At 70.6% G+C, this 16,595-nt stretch carries 6 protein-coding genes and 1 pseudogene; 3 read left to right on the forward strand and 4 right to left on the reverse strand.

Features of this window, described 5'->3' with window-relative positions:
- Together R5H19_RS06455 and R5H19_RS06460 are read right to left on the reverse strand one after the other, a co-directional pair.
- Positions 1-220, reverse strand: a pseudogene (locus tag R5H19_RS06455) (energy transducer TonB); the annotation flags it as partial.
- A gap of 49 nt (positions 221-269) precedes the next feature.
- Positions 270-1,553, reverse strand: a complete 1,284-nt coding sequence (locus R5H19_RS06460) for an acetyl-CoA C-acetyltransferase (RefSeq protein ID WP_318158169.1) — start codon at positions 1,551-1,553, stop codon at positions 270-272.
- Positions 1,554-1,667: 114 nt separating this feature from the next.
- Between R5H19_RS06460 and R5H19_RS06465 the strand changes: the two genes are divergently transcribed.
- Complete coding sequence (locus R5H19_RS06465; protein ID WP_318158170.1) at positions 1,668-2,807, forward strand: hypothetical protein; 1,140 nt, start codon at positions 1,668-1,670, stop codon at positions 2,805-2,807.
- 98 nt (positions 2,808-2,905) lie between these two features.
- Positions 2,906-5,377 carry an EAL domain-containing protein gene (locus tag R5H19_RS06470; protein ID WP_318158171.1) on the forward strand — a complete coding sequence of 824 codons (2,472 nt, stop codon included), beginning with the start codon at positions 2,906-2,908 and terminating at the stop codon, positions 5,375-5,377.
- Between the two features lie 81 nt (positions 5,378-5,458).
- Here the strand turns inward: R5H19_RS06470 and R5H19_RS06475 are convergent, their stop codons facing one another.
- On the reverse strand, positions 5,459-5,923 hold the full coding sequence (locus R5H19_RS06475; RefSeq protein WP_318158172.1) for a GNAT family N-acetyltransferase: 465 nt from the start codon (positions 5,921-5,923) through the stop codon (positions 5,459-5,461).
- Between the two features lie 170 nt (positions 5,924-6,093).
- Between R5H19_RS06475 and R5H19_RS06480 the strand changes: the two genes are divergently transcribed.
- Positions 6,094-14,739, forward strand: a complete 8,646-nt coding sequence (locus R5H19_RS06480) for a glucoamylase family protein (RefSeq protein ID WP_318158173.1) — start codon at positions 6,094-6,096, stop codon at positions 14,737-14,739.
- A gap of 30 nt (positions 14,740-14,769) precedes the next feature.
- On the opposite strand, the gene R5H19_RS06485 is transcribed toward R5H19_RS06480, so the two are convergent.
- Positions 14,770-15,777 (reverse strand): integron integrase, encoded by a 1,008-nt coding sequence (locus R5H19_RS06485; RefSeq protein WP_318158174.1) that lies wholly within the window; start codon positions 15,775-15,777, stop codon positions 14,770-14,772.
- Positions 15,778-16,595: the final 818 nt, after the last annotated feature.

Here is a 16,595-nt window from a genome sequence, read left to right on the forward strand (position 1 = left end):
CCGGCGGCGGCACGCGCCTCGCCGGTGCCGTGCGCGCGGGGCCGTGCGGGCGGCGCGGGGCAGGGCGGGCGCGCATCGCGGTCGGCGTGTCGACCTGCGCGGTGTAGCGCGCCGGCGGGCCGGGCCAGGCACCGGTCTGCGTGCTGAGCCAGCCGGTGCCGGCGACGCCGATGGCCAGCGCGAGCAGGCTGAGCGTGGTGGTGGTGCGCAGGCGAAGCATGGCGGCCTTTATGCGCCTTGCCGGGCGAATCGCGGCTGAAGCCGCTCCGTCACCGCTCGAGGATGGCGGTGACGCCCATGCCGCCGGCGGTGCAGATCGAGATCAGCCCGCGGCCGGAGCCCTTCTGCTCCAGCAGCTTCGCCAGCGTGGCGACGATGCGCGCGCCGGTGGCGGCGAACGGGTGGCCGACGGCGAGGCTGGAACCGTGCACATTGAGCTTGTCCGGATCGATGCTGCCCAGCGGCGCATCCAGGCCGAGCCGCTGCTTGCAGTAGTCGGCCGACTCCCACGCACGCAGCGTGCACAGCACCTGCGCCGCGAACGCCTCGTGGATCTCGTAGTAGTCGAAGTCCTGCAGGCTCAGCCCGTGGCGCGCCAGCATGCGCGGCACCGCGATGGTCGGCGCCATCAGCAGGCCTTCGCCGTGCACGAAATCCACCGCCGCAACTTCGGCGTCGCGCAGGTACGCCTGCACCTTCAGGCCGCGCTGCGCGGCCCACGCGTCGCTGCCCAGCAGCACCGCCGCGGCGCCGTCGGACAAACCGGTGGAATTGCCGGCGGTCAGCGTGCCGTGGCCGGAGCTCTTGTCGAACGCCGGCTTCAGCGCGGCGAGGTTTTCCAGCGTGGTGTCCGGGCGCAGGAAACCGTCGCGCTTGAGGCCGCGGAACGGCACCAGCAAATCCTCGAAGAAGCCGGCCTCGTAGGCGGCGGCCAGCTTGTGGTGGCTGTCCAGCGCCAGCCGGTCCTGCGCCTCGCGGCTGATGTGCCACGTCCTGGCCATCTGCTCGCAGTGGTCGCCCATCGACTTGCCGGTGCGCGGCTCGGCCACGCCGGGGAACGACGGCTTCAGTTCGCGCAGCGAGAAGCCGCGCAACGCGGTGCGCAGCTTGTCCAGCGGGGTCCTGGCGCGGTTCATCGCCAGCAGGCGCTTGCGCAGGCGGGTGCCGTAGACGATCGGCACGTCGGAGGTGGTATCCGAGCCGCCGGCGATGCCGGCCTCGATCTGCCCGGCGGCGATCTTGTTGGCGATGATGATGGTGTTGTCGAGCGAAGTGCCGCAGGCGCGCGCGGTGGTGATGCCCGGGGTGGTCGGCGCCAACCCGGAGCTGAGCAGCGCCTCGCGCGCCAGGTTCCAGTCCGACGCGTGCTTGATCACCGCGCCCATCGCCACTTCGCCCAGCTCCACGCCATGCAGCCCGAAGCGCTCGACCAGCGTGCCGAGCACCTTCACCGACATGCCGAAGTTGCCGACGTCGGCGTAGGCCGTGTTGTTGCGGCAGAACGGGATGCGCACACCGCCGATCACCCCGACGCGTCTCTGCGTGTTTTCCATGCTCGGAACAGTCCACCACTCAAGTCCGTCAAGGCTAACCCGCCATGCCGCGCGGCGAAAGCCCAAAAGCCTGAATGGTAGAATTGACACTCTTTGTCCGATGGATCGCCACCCGTGGAAGCACAAACACTGTCCGCCCTGCCCGTGGTGCTGGCGTTGGAACCGGTCGCGGGCGAAACGCCGCGAATGACCCTGAGTCGCGACGAGGCCGCCGAACTGGTCGCCCTGGTCGCCGCCGACCTGCATGCGCTGGTGCCGCAGGTCGACGCCGCCCGGCTGGCACTGGCCGGCGCGCTGTTCGACCAGGTCGAGCTGCTGCGACCCGGCTTCCCGGTATGGGCCACGCTGGACGAGCTGGCCCGGCGCGTGCCGCGTGCCCACCTGGAGAACGTGGTGGCGTTCGGCAGCCACGACGGCCACATGCCGGCGCAGCCGCTGGAACCGTCGCCGACGTACGCCGAGGGTCCGATGCGGCTGCTGCCGATGAGCCTGCTGGCGCCGGCGGAACGGGCCGAGGAACTGTCCGAGCAACTGGAGATCCAGCTGGTCGGCCGCGGCGAGGCCGGCACGCGGACCGCCGACTGGCTGATGCGCACGCTCGGCATCCGGCTGGAGCACGTGCGCTATCTCAGCCGCAACGACCTGCTGGCGCTGACCTGCGTGCAGTACGAACACGTCAATCTGGCGCCGCTGTGGGCGCTGCTGGAAGCGGCGCTGCTGACCCCGTACCGCGAGGAGGCGACGATGAGCACGCGCGGGCTGGGCCTGCGCTACGCCGAGGGCAAGGTGCTGGCGCAGTCGCCGTCGCACTGGCTGGCCGCGCAGACCGGCGACGACACGGCGCGCGCGCACGGTTTCGCCGGCATCGTGTTCGAACTGCGCCAGTACGCCGCGCTGCTCGATGCGCATCGGCTGCCGCTGCAGCTGCAGCCGGACCCGGCGCGGCAGACGTCGGCGGCCGATGGCTACCTGCTGGAAACCCTGGCCGCGGTCGAGCCCGGCTTCGACGCGCCGACGCTGTTCGCGCACGAGGCGCCCGGCCTCGGCGTGGTGGCGGTCACCGTGGCCCAGCGCGGCGACGGCGGGCATGCCCGCGCGCTGGCGCACGGCTACCCGCTGCAGCCGCAGGCGCTGGGGCCGCTGCTGGCCCGGCTCGCCGACCATTACGGCATCGCCGCCGAACTGCACGCCGCCGGCCGGATCGTGCTGGACGGCGACGGCCGGCTCGGCGCCCCGGCGACCGCATTGCACTGACCCGTCGGCCGGCCGGCGCTGCCGCCGCTGGGCAGCGGCGGCAACTCGGCGCATGATGACGAGGCGCCGACAGGGGGCGCTCTGCTGACGGAATGACCATGCGGCCGCTCAAGCCTGCCGAGGTATCGCCATCACTTCCGGGCGAAGCCGACTGGCCCGCGCGGGTGGCGCACGGTACGCCCGCGCTGCTGGCCTACCTCGACCTCGAACAGCGCTTCCGTTTCGCCAACGACACCCATCGCCGCTGGCTCGGCATCGACCCGCAGCAGCTGATCGGCCAGCGCCTGGTCGACGTGGTCGGCCGGCGCAACCACGCGCTGGCCGGCGCGGCGCTGGCGCGCGCCTACGCCGGCCACCCGGCCAGCTACGAGGGCGAGCTGTACGACGGCAACGCCCAACGCTACGCGCACGGCAACTTCCAGCCCGACTTCGACGCCGAGGGCCGTGTCCGCGGCATCTTCACCGCGCTGGTCGACATCACCGAACGACGCGCCCTGGAACTGCAGCTGCACGAGAGCGAGCAGCGCTTCTTCGCCGCGTTCCAGCATGCCGCGATCGGCATGGCGCTGACCCGTCCGGACGGCCATTTCCTGCGCGTCAACGCGGCGGTCTGCCAGATGCTCGGCTACCGCGAGGAGGAACTGCTGCAGCTGGACGTCGCCGGCGTCACCCATCCGGACGACCTGGCGGCCGACGCGGAACTGATGGCGCAGCTGCTGGCCGGCCAGCGCGAGTCGTACCAGCTGGAGAAGCGCAATTTCCACAAGGACGGCCGTGTGGTGCACATCCAGCTCAGCGTGTCGCTGGTGCGCGACGCGTCGGGCGCGCCGCTGTACTTCGTCTCGCAAGTGCAGGACATCAGCCAGCGCAAGGCGTTCGAGGACGCGCTGCACCGCGAGCGCGAACTGGCCGAAGTGACCCTGCGCTCGATCGGCGACGCGGTGATCACCACCGATCCGCAGCTGCGCATCACCTCGCTCAACCCGATCGCCGAGGCGATGACCGGCTGGACCGCGCTGGAAGCACAGGGCCGGCCGATCGAGGAGATCTTCCAGCTGTTCGACGCGCGGCGCGGCCACCCGGTGGCGAACCCGCTGCGCGCGGCGATCGAGCACAACACCATCGTCGACCTCGCCGGCAAGGCGCTGCTGCGCCACCGCCACGGCTTCGACACGCCGGTGGAGGATTCCTCCGCGCCGATCCACGACCACGCCGGCAACGTGATCGGCGGCGTGCTGGTGTTCCACGACGTCAGCGAGACCCGCGCGCTGGCGCTGAAGATGATCCACCTGACCCAGCACGACACGCTCACCGGCCTGCCCAACCGCAGCCAGCTGCACCAGCAGATCGGCCAGGCGATCGCCACCGCGGGCCGGCGCCAGCAGCGCGCCGCGCTGCTCTACCTCGACATCGACAACTTCAAGCAGGTCAACGCGCTGCATGGCCACGGCGCCGGCGACCGCGTGCTGCGCGCGGTCGCCGGCCAGCTGCAGGGCTGCCTGTCCGGCGACGAGCTGCTCAACCGCTACGGCGGCGACGAGTTCGTGGTACTGCTGCCGCACCTGGAAAGCGTGGGCGAGGCAGCCAGCCTGTGCCAGGTGCTGATCAACCACGGCGAGCAGACCCGCGTCGACGGCCTGCCCGGACTCGACCTGCACTTCAGCATCGGCATCAGCGTGTACCCGGACGACGCGACCGCGCCGGACGACCTGCTGCAGCATGCGGAAACCGCGCTGGTCGCGGTGAAGGCGCAGGGTCTGCACGGCTACCGCTTCTTCACCGCGTCGATGAGCGAACGGGCGCGGGCGCGCCGGCGGATCGAGACCGCGCTGCGCCAGGCGCTGCCGCGGCACGAACTGGAACTGCACTACCAATCCAAGGTGGACGCGCACAGCGGCCGCATCGTCGGCGCCGAGGCGCTGCTGCGCTGGCAGGCGAACGGGCGCGAGCCGTACGTGCCGGACCAGTTCATCCCGGTCGCCGAGGACACCGGGCTGATCCTGCCGATCGGCGCCTGGGTGCTGCGCCAGGCCTGCCGCCAGGCGCGGCAGTGGCTGCACGCCGGCCACCGGATCCCGCTGTCGGTGAACGTGTCGCCGCTGCAGTTCCAGCACGCCGAGTTCTGCAACTGGCTGGACGAGGTGCTGGACGAAAGCGGCCTGGAAGCCGACCTGCTCGAACTGGAACTGACCGAGCGCATGGTGATGTCCGGCGGCGACGCCACCACCGGATTGCTGCAGCGGATCAAGCGCCGCGGCGTGCGGCTGTCGCTGGACGACTTCGGCACCGGCTACTGCAGCCTGTCCTACCTGAAGCATTTCCCGATCGACGCGCTGAAGATCGACCGCGTGTTCGTGCGCGACATCACCAGCGACCGCGACACCGCCACCATCACCAGCGCGATCATCGCGATGGCACGCAGCCTCGGCAAGCAAGTGATCGCCGAAGGCGTGGAGACACGCGCGCAGGGCGCCTTCCTGCGCCACGCCGGCTGCTCGCAGCTGCAAGGCTTCCTGTACGGCGCGCCGATGCCGGCGACGGAGTTCAGCAAGCTGCTCGAATCCGCCTGAGCACACCTGCACCTGTAGGGCGGGCACCGCCCGCCGGCTCTTGCCCCGCGCTACGCCACGACACGGCGGGCAATGCCCGCCCTACGCAGCGGGCTCGGCCAGCAGCGCCTCGTACATGAAGTAGTGGCAGCGCTGCATGCCGAGCCCCTCGTAGGTCGCCTGCGCGCGCTGGTTCTCGGTCTCCACGTACAGACGCAGGCCGACCGCGCCGGCGGCCGCCGCGCGACGCGCCACTTCGGCGTACAGCGCGCGGAACGCGCCGCCGCGACGCGCCGCGGGAACCACGTACACGCTCTGGATCCACCAGAAATCGCCGCCGCGCCAGTCGCTCCATTCGTAGGTCACCAGCAGGCAGCCGAGTGCGGCGCCGTCGCGCTCGGCCACCAGGTAGAAGCCGCGCCGCGGCTGCTCGAACACGCCGCGCACGCCGCGTTCCAGCGTCGCCGGATCGAGCTGCCTGTGCTCGGTTTCCCGGGCCATCGCCGCGTTCCAGGCGACCAGGTCGGATACGTCGGCGAGAGTGGCGGCGCGGATCTGCAGTGGCACGGCGTGGCTCCGGTAGGGGCGGGCGCCCATCGTAGCGCGCGCCATCTTCACATGCCGCCGCGTAGGGTCGGAGCGAGCCGGCGGTCGCAGCCTTCACTCGGGTTCCCGCCGGCGCTGCGCCCGCATGGATGCCTCGTGGCCGATCCCGCGAGGCCCAAGGAAAACCGCTTTTGAACATCGGCAACTTGCTCGACCTGCTCAAGCTGCGAAGGCTGAATGCGTTCCGCCGGCGCCGCGCCGCCGCCCGCACGCAGCCGGAGCAGGAGCCGGCGCTGCGCGCGGAGCTGTTCAGCGCCGAGCAGATGGAACGGCACGGCCGCGCCCTGGCCGGGCAGCACCGGATCGACCCGCGGATCGGCGCGGATTCGCTGCTGACGCGGCTGGCCGACAACGAGGCGGTGCTTGCCCACACCTGCGAGCGGCTGACCGCCGCCTCCCGCAAGCGGCTGCGGATCACCCCGGCCGCCGAGTGGCTGCTGGACAACTTCTACCTGGTCGAGGAGCAGACCCGGATCGCCCGCCGGCACCTGCCCAAGGGCTACAGCCGCGAACTGCCGCGCCTGGCCAGCGGTCCGTCGGCCGGGCTGCCGCGGGTCTACGACATCGCGCTGGAAATCATCTCGCACGGCGACGGCCGGGTCGACACGCACATCCTGCAGCGCTTCATCGACGCCTACCAGGAAGTGACGCCGCTGAAGCTGGGCGAACTGTGGGCGATCCCGATCATGCTGCGGCTGGCACTGATCGAGAACCTGCGCCGCGTGGCCGCGCGGGTGATGGCGGATTGGCGCCATCGCGGCAACGCCGCGCGCTGGGCCGACAGCATGACCGCCACCGCCGGGCGCGAACCGAACTCGGTGGTGCTGGTGGTGGCCGACATGGCGCGCTCGGATCCGCCGATGAACAGCCCGTTCGTGGCCGAGATGGCGCGCCGGCTGCAGGGCCAGAGCCCGGCGCTGGCGCTGCCGCTGAGCTGGATCGAGCAGCGCCTGGCCGCGTCGGGGCGGAGCATCGAACACCTGGTGCAGCTGGAAGCGCAGCAACAGGCGGCCAACCAGGTCTCGATCAGCAACAGCATCGGCAGCCTGCGCACGCTGTCGGCGATCGACTGGCGCGACTTCGTCGAGCACTGCAGCCTGGTCGAGCAATGCCTGCGCGGGGACCCGACCGGCGTCTATGCGGCGATGGATTTCGCCACCCGCGACCGCTATCGCCACGTGGTCGAGGCGATCGCGCGCCGGCACCGGCTGACCGAGCTGCAGGTGGCCGCGGCGGCGATCGCACTGAGCCAGGCCGCGGCGCCCACCGACTGCAGCGTGCCGTTGCCGCAGCACGTGGGCTACTACCTGATCGACCGCGGCCGGCGCCGGCTGGAACAGCAGCTGGGCCTGCGCCCGCCGCTGCGCGAGCGTCTGCGCCGCGGCTTCGACCGCGCACCGCTGCCGATCTACCTGGGCCTGCTGGCGCTGCTCACGTTCGCCTTCGCGCAACCGCTGGTCGCCACCGCCGCGCACGACCGCTGGCCGACCTGGGCGCTGATCGCGCTGGCGGTTCCCGCCGCGATCCTGGCCAGTCAGCTGGGGCTGAGCCTGCTCAACTGGATCGCCACGCTGTCGATCGCGCCGCAACAGCTGCCGCGCATGGACTACTCGCACGGCATCCCGGCCGCCGCGCGTACCCTGGTGGCGATCCCCAGCCTGATCGCCAGCGTGCAGGACGTCGAGGAACTGACCGAAGCGCTGGAAGTGCGCTTTCTCGGCAACCGCGACGAGCACCTGCACTTCGCCCTGCTCACCGACTTCGCCGATGCCGACCACCAGACCCTGCCCGGCGACGATGCGCTGCTGCGCCTGGCGCAGCGGCGCATCGAGGCGCTCAACGAGCGCTACGCCAGCGCCAAGGCCGACCGCTTCTTCCTGTTCCACCGGCCGCGCCGCTGGAATCCGGGCGAACAATGCTGGATGGGCCACGAGCGCAAGCGCGGCAAGCTGGCCGACCTCAACGCGCTGCTGCGCGGCAGCGCGCACGACCGCTTCATGCTGATCGTGGGCGACATCGCGGCGCTTGGTCCGGTGCAGTACGTGATCACCCTGGACACCGACACCGAGCTGCCGCGCGACGCGGCGCAGGCCTTCGTCGGCACCATCGACCACCCGCTCAACCGCGCCGTGTACGACCCGGAGCAGCGGCGCGTGGTCAGTGGCTACGCGATCCTGCAGCCACGCGTCGGCATCAGCCTGCCCAGCACCGCGCGCTCGCGCTACGCGCAGCTGTACGGCAGCGACGCCGGCATCGATCCGTATACGCAGATGGTTTCGGACGTCTACCAGGACGTGTTCGGCGAAGGCTCGTTCATCGGCAAGGGCATCTACGCGATCGACCCGTTCGAGCGCACCCTGGACGGCCGCTTTCCCGAGAACCGCATCCTCAGCCACGACCTCGTCGAAGGTTGCCACGCGCGCTCGGGCCTGCTCAGCGACGTGCAGCTGTTCGAGACCTACCCGGCCCGCTACGGCGCCGACGTGAAGCGCCGCCATCGCTGGATCCGCGGCGACTGGCAGCTGCTGCCGTGGCTGCTGCCGTGGGCGCCGACCGCGCACGCCGGCTGGCGCCGCAACGCGCTGACCGCGCTGTCGCGCTGGAAGATCCTCGACAACCTGCGCCGCAGCCTGGTGCCGGTGGCGGTGCTGGCGCTGCTGGTGGTTGGCTGGCTGGCGATCACGCCGGTGCTCTCGTGGACCGTGGCGGTGCTGTCGATGGTGCTGCTGCCGCCGCTGCTGTCGGCGTTGCTGGAACTGGTGCAGAAACCGCGCGAGGTGCAGCTCGACCAGCACCTGCGGGCCGGTTTCCAGGCCGGCATGCAGCATCTGGCGCGGATGGCGCTGGGGCTGGCGTGGTTGCCGCACGAGGCGCTGTACCACCTCGACGCGATCGTGCGCACGCTGTGGCGGATGACGGTCAGCCAGCGCCACCTGCTGCAATGGCAGACCTCCAGCGAGGTCGAGCGGCGCAGCGGCAACGCGCCGGTCGCACTGTGGCGACTGATGTGGATCAGCCCGGCGCTGGCGCTGCTGCTGGGCGTGGCACTGGTGCTGCAGCGGCCGTCGGCACTGTGGCTGGCGCTGCCGCTGTTGCTGCTGTGGCTGGGCTCACCCGCGCTCGCGTGGTGGATCAGCCAGCCGCGCACCCCGGACACGTTTGCGCCGAATGCGGCGCAGCGGCGTTTCCTGCGCACGCTGGCACGGCAGACCTGGGCCTTCTTCGACGTCCACGTCGACGCGGCCGAGCACTGGTTGCCGCCGGACAACCTGCAGGAGCAGCCCGGCCCGACGGTCGCCCACCGCACCTCGCCCACCAACATCGGCATGGCGCTGCTGGCGAACCTGGCCGCGCACGACTTCGGTTTCCTCGGCAGCGGCCGCCTGCTCGAACGCACCCGCCACACGCTCGCCACGATGCAACAGCTGCCGCGCCATCGCGGCCACTTCTACAACTGGTACGACACGCAGAGCCTGCAGCCGCTGGCACCGCTGTACGTGTCGGCGGTGGACAGCGGCAACCTCGCCGGCCACCTGCTGACCCTGCGCCCCGGGCTGGAGGAACTGCCCGATCAGCCGGTGTTCCGGCCGTGCGTGCTGGACGGCCTGCGCGACACGCTGGCGCTGCTGCGTGACACGCTCGACGCCGACGCCGCACGCGCACTGGACCCGCTCGAGCAGCAACTGCGCGAAAGCGTGGCCGCGCCGCCGGCCCGTCCCGGCGCGGCCAGCACGCTGCTGCGGCAGCTGCGCGGGCACGCGCAGGCACTGCTGCCGCGGCTGGACACCGAGCCCGGCAGCGACGCGCGCTTCTGGCTCGACGCGCTGCTGGCGCAGTGCGAAGAGCTGTGCGCCGAGGCCGCCGCGTTCGAGCTCGATCCGCCGGCGGACGACCAGGCGGCCGGCTTCAGCGGCATGCCCACGCTGCGCCAGCTGGCGCGGATCGAGCCGCTGGCGTGGCCGGCCGAGGCCGACGCCGAAGGCGTGCGCGAACGCGCCCGCGCACGCCTTGCCACGATCGAGCAGCTGGCGCAGCTGGCCGGCGAACTGGCGCTGGTGGACTATCGCTTCCTGTACGACAGCACGCGCGACCTGCTGGCGATCGGCTACAACGCGGACCAGCGCCGGCTCGACGCCGGCTACTACGACCTGCTGGCGTCGGAGGCGCGGCTGGCCAGCTTCGTCGGCATCGCCCAGGGCCAGCTGCCGCAGGAGAACTGGTTCGCGCTGGGCCGCCTGCTCACCACCGTCGGCGGCGAACCGGTGCTGCTGTCGTGGACCGGCTCGATGTTCGAGTACCTGATGCCGCTGCTGGTGATGCCCGGCTACGAGGGCACCTTGCTCGACCAGACCTGCCGCGCCGCGGTGGCGCGGCAGATCGAATACGGCAGCCAGCTCGGCGTGCCGTGGGGCGTGTCCGAATCGGGCTACAACATGCTGGACGCGCACTTCACCTACCAGTACCGCGCATTCGGCGTGCCCGGGCTGGGCCTGAAGCGTGGCCTCGGCGACGACGTGGTGGTGGCGCCGTACGCCAGCGCGCTGGCGCTGATGGTGGCGCCGGCAGCGGCCACGCGGAACCTGCAGCGGCTGGCCGAGGCCGGTGCGCGCGGCCGCTACGGCCTGTACGAGGCGATCGACTACACCCCGGCACGGCTGCCGCTGGGCCAGGACTCGGCACTGGTGCGCCAGTTCATGACGCATCACCAGGGCATGAGCCTGCTGGCGCTGGGCCACGCGCTGCTGGACCGGCCGATGCAGCGGCGCTTCGAATCCGACCCGCAGTTCCAGGCCACCGCGCTGCTGCTGCAGGAACGGGTGCCGCGGACGGCGGCCGAATACCTGCACGCCTCCGGCTTCCCCGAATCGGACGGCAGCCCGCGCCCGGCCGAGGCGCGGCTGCGCGTGTTCGCCGACCCGAACCGCCCGCGCCCGGCCGTGCAACTGCTCTCCAACGGCCACTACCACGTGATGCTCTCCAGCGCCGGCGGCGGCTACAGCCGGCGCGGCGAGATCGCGCTGACGCGCTGGCGCGAAGACATCACGCGCGATCCCTGGGGCATGTTCTGCTACCTGCGCGACGTCGCCAGCGGCGAATACTGGTCCACCGCGTACCAGCCCACGCGGAGGAAGACCGAGCAATTCGAGGCGATCTTCTCCGACGCGCGCGCCGAGTTCCGCGTGCGCGAACGCGAGTTCGACGCGCACACCGAGATCGTGGTGTCGCCGGAAGACGACATCGAGCTGCGCCGCACCCGCATCACCAACCGCAGCCGCCTGCGTCGCACGATCGAGCTGACCAGCTACGCCGAAGTGGTGCTGGCGCCGCCGGCCGCCGATACAGCGCACCCGGCCTTCAGCAAGCTGTTCGTGCAGACCGAGCTGGTGCCGGCGCTGCAGGCAATCGTGTGCACGCGCCGGCCGCGCGCCGCCGGCGAGCACGTGCCGTGGATGTTCCACCTGCTGGCAGTGCACGACGCCGACATCGACGCGATCTCCTACGAGACCGATCGCGCCCGCTTCATCGGTCGCGGCCGCAGCACGGCCGAGCCGCAGGCGCTCGACCGCGAGCAGGCGCAGCTGTCCGACAGCGCCGGCCCGGTGCTCGACCCGATCGTGGCGATCCGCTGCCGCATCACGCTGGAGCCGGAGCAGTCGGCCACCATCGACTTCGTCACCGGCTACGCCGAGCAGCGCGACGGCTGCCTGCAGCTGATCGGCAAGTACCGCGACCGTCACCTCGCCGACCGCGTGTTCGACCTGGCCTGGACGCACAGCCAGGTGCTGCTGCGCCAGCTCAACGCCAGCCTCGCCGATGCGCAGCTGTACGAGCACATGGCCACCGGCATTTTGTTCCCGAACGCCAGCCTGCGCGCCGAGCCGGCGGTACTGCGCGGCAACCGGCGCGGCCAGTCCGGGCTGTGGGGGCAGGCGATCTCCGGCGACCTGCCGATCGTGCTGCTGCAGATCGCCAGCCCGTCGCGGATCGAACTGGTGCGCCAGCTGGTGCAGGCACACGCGTACTGGCGGCAGAAGGGGTTGGCGGTGGACCTGGTGATCTGGAACGAGGACCGCGCCGGCTACCGGCAGGAACTGCACGACCTGATCATGGGCCTGATCGCCTCCGGCAGCGAAGCCAGCCTGCTCGACCGCCCCGGCGGCATTTTCGTGCGGCCGGGGCAGCAGCTGTCCGGCGAGGACCGGCTGGTGGTGCTGGCCAGCGCGCGGATCATCCTCAACGACGGTCGCGGCAGCCTGGCCGAGCAGATCGGCCGGCGCCAGGTGGAAACCCACGCGGCGCGCTTCGAGCCGAGCCGGCCCCGGCGCATCGCCAGCGCCACGCTCGCCACCAGCGCCAGCGCCCCGGCGACGCTGCAGCTGGCCAACCCGCACGGCGGCTTCAGCGCCGACGGCCGCGAGTACGTGATCACCCAGACCGCCGGCGACAGCACGCCGGCGCCATGGTGCAACGTGCTGGCCAACCCGCAGTTCGGCACGGTGATCTCCGACAGCGGCAGCGCCTACAGCTGGGCCGAGAACGCGCACGAGTTCCGGCTCAGCCCGTGGCACAACGACCCGGTCGCCGACGACGGCGGCGAGGCGCTGTACCTGCGCGACGAGGAAACCGGCCAGGTGTGGTCGCCGACGCCGCTGCCGTGCCGCGGCAGCGGCAGCTACGTCACCCGCCACGGCTTCGGCTACAGCGTGTTCGAGCACCACGAGGACGGCATCCACTCCGAGCTGTGGGTCTACGTGGCGCCGGACGCGCCGGTGAAATTCTCGGTGCTGAAACTGCGCAACGACTCCGGAGCGCCGCGCCGGCTCAGCGTCACCGGCTACGTCGAATGGCTGCTCGGCGACCTGCGCGAGAAAACCGCGATGCACGTGGTCACCGAATCGGACCCGGCCAGTGGCGCGCTGTTCGCGCGCAACGCGTACAACACCGAGTTCCCGAACCGGGTGGCGTTCTTCGACGTGGACGACCCCGCGCGCGGCATCGACGGCGACCGTGGCGAATTCCTCGGCCGCAACGGCAGCATGCGCGCGCCGGCCGGGCTGGGCCGCGCGCAGCTGTCCGGCCGGCTCGGCGCCGGGCTGGACCCCTGCGCGGCGCTGCAGTCGCTGGTGAACCTGGACGACGGCGGGCAGCACCAGCTGATCTTCCGCCTCGGCGTGGGCCGCGACGCCACCGAGGCCGCGGCGCTGGTGCAGCGCTTCCGCGGCAGCGGCAGCGCCGCCGACGCGCTGGAGCGGGTACGCGCGCACTGGGCGCGCACGCTGGGCGCGGTGCAGGTACACACGCCGGAACCGGCGCTCGACGTGCTCGCCAACGGCTGGCTGCTGTACCAGACCATCGCCTGCCGGCTGTGGGCGCGCAGCGGCTACTACCAGTCCGGCGGCGCGTTCGGCTTCCGCGACCAGCTGCAGGATTCGATGGCGACCGTGCACGCCGCGCCGGAACTGGCGCGCGCGCAGCTGCTGCTGAGCGCCGCGCACCAGTTCCCCGAGGGCGACGTGCAGCACTGGTGGCACCCGCCGCTGGACCGCGGCGTGCGCACTACCTGTTCCGACGACTACCTGTGGCTGCCGCTGGCCACCGCGCACTACGTGCTGGCCAGTGGCGATCGCGGCGTGCTGGACGAAGACGTCGGCTACATCGAGGGCCGCGCGCTGCACGAGGGCGAGGAGTCGTACTACGACCTGCCGCAACCCTCGGCCCTGCGCGAAACGCTGTACCGGCACGGCGTGCGCGCGATCGAGCGCAGCCTCGCCCGGCGCGGCGCGCACGGCCTGCCGCTGATCGGCGGCGGCGACTGGAACGACGGCATGAACCGGGTCGGCGAACAGGGTCGCGGCGAAAGCGTGTGGCTGGGCTTCTTCAGTGCCAGGGTGCTGGCCCGCTTCGCCGAAGTGGCCCGGCTGCACGACGACGCGGCGTTTGCGCAACGCTGCGACGAGGAAATCGCGAAGCTGCGCAGCGCGCTGGAACAACACGGCTGGGACGGCGCCTGGTACCGCCGCGCCTACTTCGACGACGGCACCCCGCTCGGTTCCAGCGGCAACGACGAATGCCGCATCGACTCGATCGCGCAGAGCTGGTCGGTGCTGTCAGGCATCGCTTCGCCGGAACGCCGGCAGCAGGCGATGGATGCACTGGACACGCACCTGGTGCGCCGCGACGCCGGCCTGGTGCAACTGCTGCGGCCGCCGTTCGACAAGTCCGCGCTCGACCCCGGCTACATCAAGGGCTACCTGCCCGGCGTGCGCGAGAACGGCGGCCAGTACACGCATGCGGCGATCTGGGCCACCATGGCGTTCGCCGAACTGGGCGACAGCGCGCGCGCGTGGGAACTGCTGCGCATGATCAACCCGGTCAACCACGGCCTCGACGCCGCGCAGATGGACGTCTACAAGGTCGAACCCTACGTGGTCAGCGCCGACGTCTACGCGGTCGCGCCGCACGTCGGCCGCGGCGGCTGGAGCTGGTACACCGGTTCCGCCGGCTGGATGTACCGGCTGATCGTGGAATCGCTGCTCGGCCTGCACCTGGAAGCCGGCAAGCTGCGCTTCGCGCCGGTGCTGCCGCCGGAGTGGGAAGGCTTCTCCGTCGACTATCGCCAGCACGGCACGCTGTACCGCATCCGCCTGCGCCAGAGCGACGCCGGCACGCCGAGCACGCTGTGGCTGGACGGCGAAGTGCAGCCCGACGGCCGCATTCCGCTGGCCGACGACGGGGCGGAGCACAGCGTGGAGCTCAACTGGCCGCGCCGTGCATGAGAAACCAGTCCTGGCTGCACGACCCTGTCCTCAGCGATCCAGCGGGCTGACTACGCCGTGCCCGCCGCGGTTGAGCACGTGGGTATAAATCTGGGTGGTGGCGACATCCTTGTGGCCGAGCAGTTCCTGGATGGTGCGGATGTCCTGTCCCGCCTCAAGCAGATGGGTGGCAAACGAATGGCGCAGGGTATGACAGGTGGCGGGCTTGACGATGCCGGCACGATCGCGTGCTGCCTTGATCGCGCGCTGCAGGCGTGACTCGTCCACATGATGGCGACGTTCCACCCCATCGCGCGGGTCAATGCTGCGTGCCGCGGCGGGAAACACGTACTGCCAGCCCCAGTCCCGTGCCGCGCCGGGAAACTTCCGCGCCAGCGCATCGGGCATCCAGACCCGTCCGAACCCAGCCGCCAGATCCCGCTGGTGAATCCGCGCCGCCTCGGCCAACTGCGCCTGCAACGGTTCACCGAGCGAGCGCGGCAACATGGTGCGGCGATCCTTCGCGCCCTTGCCCTGACGCACCACAATCTCGCCGCGCTCGAAATCCACGTCCTTGGTGCGCAAGCGCACGCATTCCATCAGCCGCATGCCGGTGCCATACAACAAGCTGCCCATCAGCCAATGCAGGCCGGTGAGTTCGCCCAACAAGGCGGTGACCTCCGTCTTGGTCAACACCACCGGCAGCCGCTGCGGTCGCTTGGCTCGCTCGATCCCGTCCAGCCACGGCAGTTCGACCCCCAGCACCTGCTTGTACAGGAACAGCAGGGCCGACAAGGCCTGGTTCTGGGTAGCCGCGGCGACCTGCCCGTGCACCGCCAGCGCGGTGAGGAATCGCTCGATCTCCAGCGCGCCAAGCTCGGTCGGGTGGCGCTTGCCATTGGCCAGGATGAAGCGGCGAATCCAGCCCACATAGGCCTCCTCGCTGCGCTTGGACATGCCCAATCGGCGCATCCGCTCGCGTACCTGATCAAGCAGCTTCGGCGAGGGCCGGACAACCTCGCCGCTTGTCCGTTTCCCGGCTCCGTGAAAGGATGTCATCCATGCCCCCAGTCTGTAGACATGGCGAGATTAGGCTGCCGAATTAGGCTGCGCCAAGGAGGGCAAGTCGTTGATTTGAGTAGGCCGACAGCTCGACCTGAGCAAGGAATACAGGGATTAGGCTGCTGGATTACACTGTATTTTGAAATCTACTTAGCGTTAGTCGGCAGCTTGTGTGGGTTTGTCGTATCGTGTGTTTCGTCCAGCTTCGCGCTGGCTTGTCGCCTGTCGCCGCAGCAGCATTTCGCGCGGCGTCATCGCAAGTCTGAGCCTTCAGAGCTGGTAGTTTGGGGGTAGTCGGCTGTTCAAGCTTCGCGTTCGTCGTGCACCCGCATCGTCGCCCGAGCGTGCTGCGTCGCAACCGTCTAACTCCTCGTCCAAGCGGACGGCTTCGCCGCCGCTTAACTCAGGCGTTAGTCGGTAGCTCGGGGGGGGGGGCTCTTCGTGTGGTGTGTTTCGCCCAGCGTCGCGCTGGCTTGTCGTCCGTCGCCGCAGCAAGTTTTCGCGCGGCATCGTCGTAAGCCTGGGCATTCAAAGCTGGCAGTTTTGGGGTAGTCGGTTGTTCAAGCTGTGCGCTCATCGTGGCAGTCGTTGTCGCCCGAGCATGCAGCGTCGCAACCGTCTAACATCTCGTCCAAGCGGACGCGCGAAAAGCCGCGCGCCGCTTAACTCAAGCGTTAGATCCCATGGGCAGAACCTGCGACAGTTCGATGCATAGAAGCCGGCTTCTCGCCAGCGAAATGGCTGTCTGCTACTACTGCTTCGCCGAATTTCCACCGTCCGCTATAACTGAGTGGTGTGACGTCATGGGCGAGGAG

It is taken from the genome of Rhodanobacter sp. KK11 (assembly GCF_033345435.1).
Taxonomy (GTDB): Bacteria; Pseudomonadota; Gammaproteobacteria; order Xanthomonadales; family Rhodanobacteraceae; genus Rhodanobacter.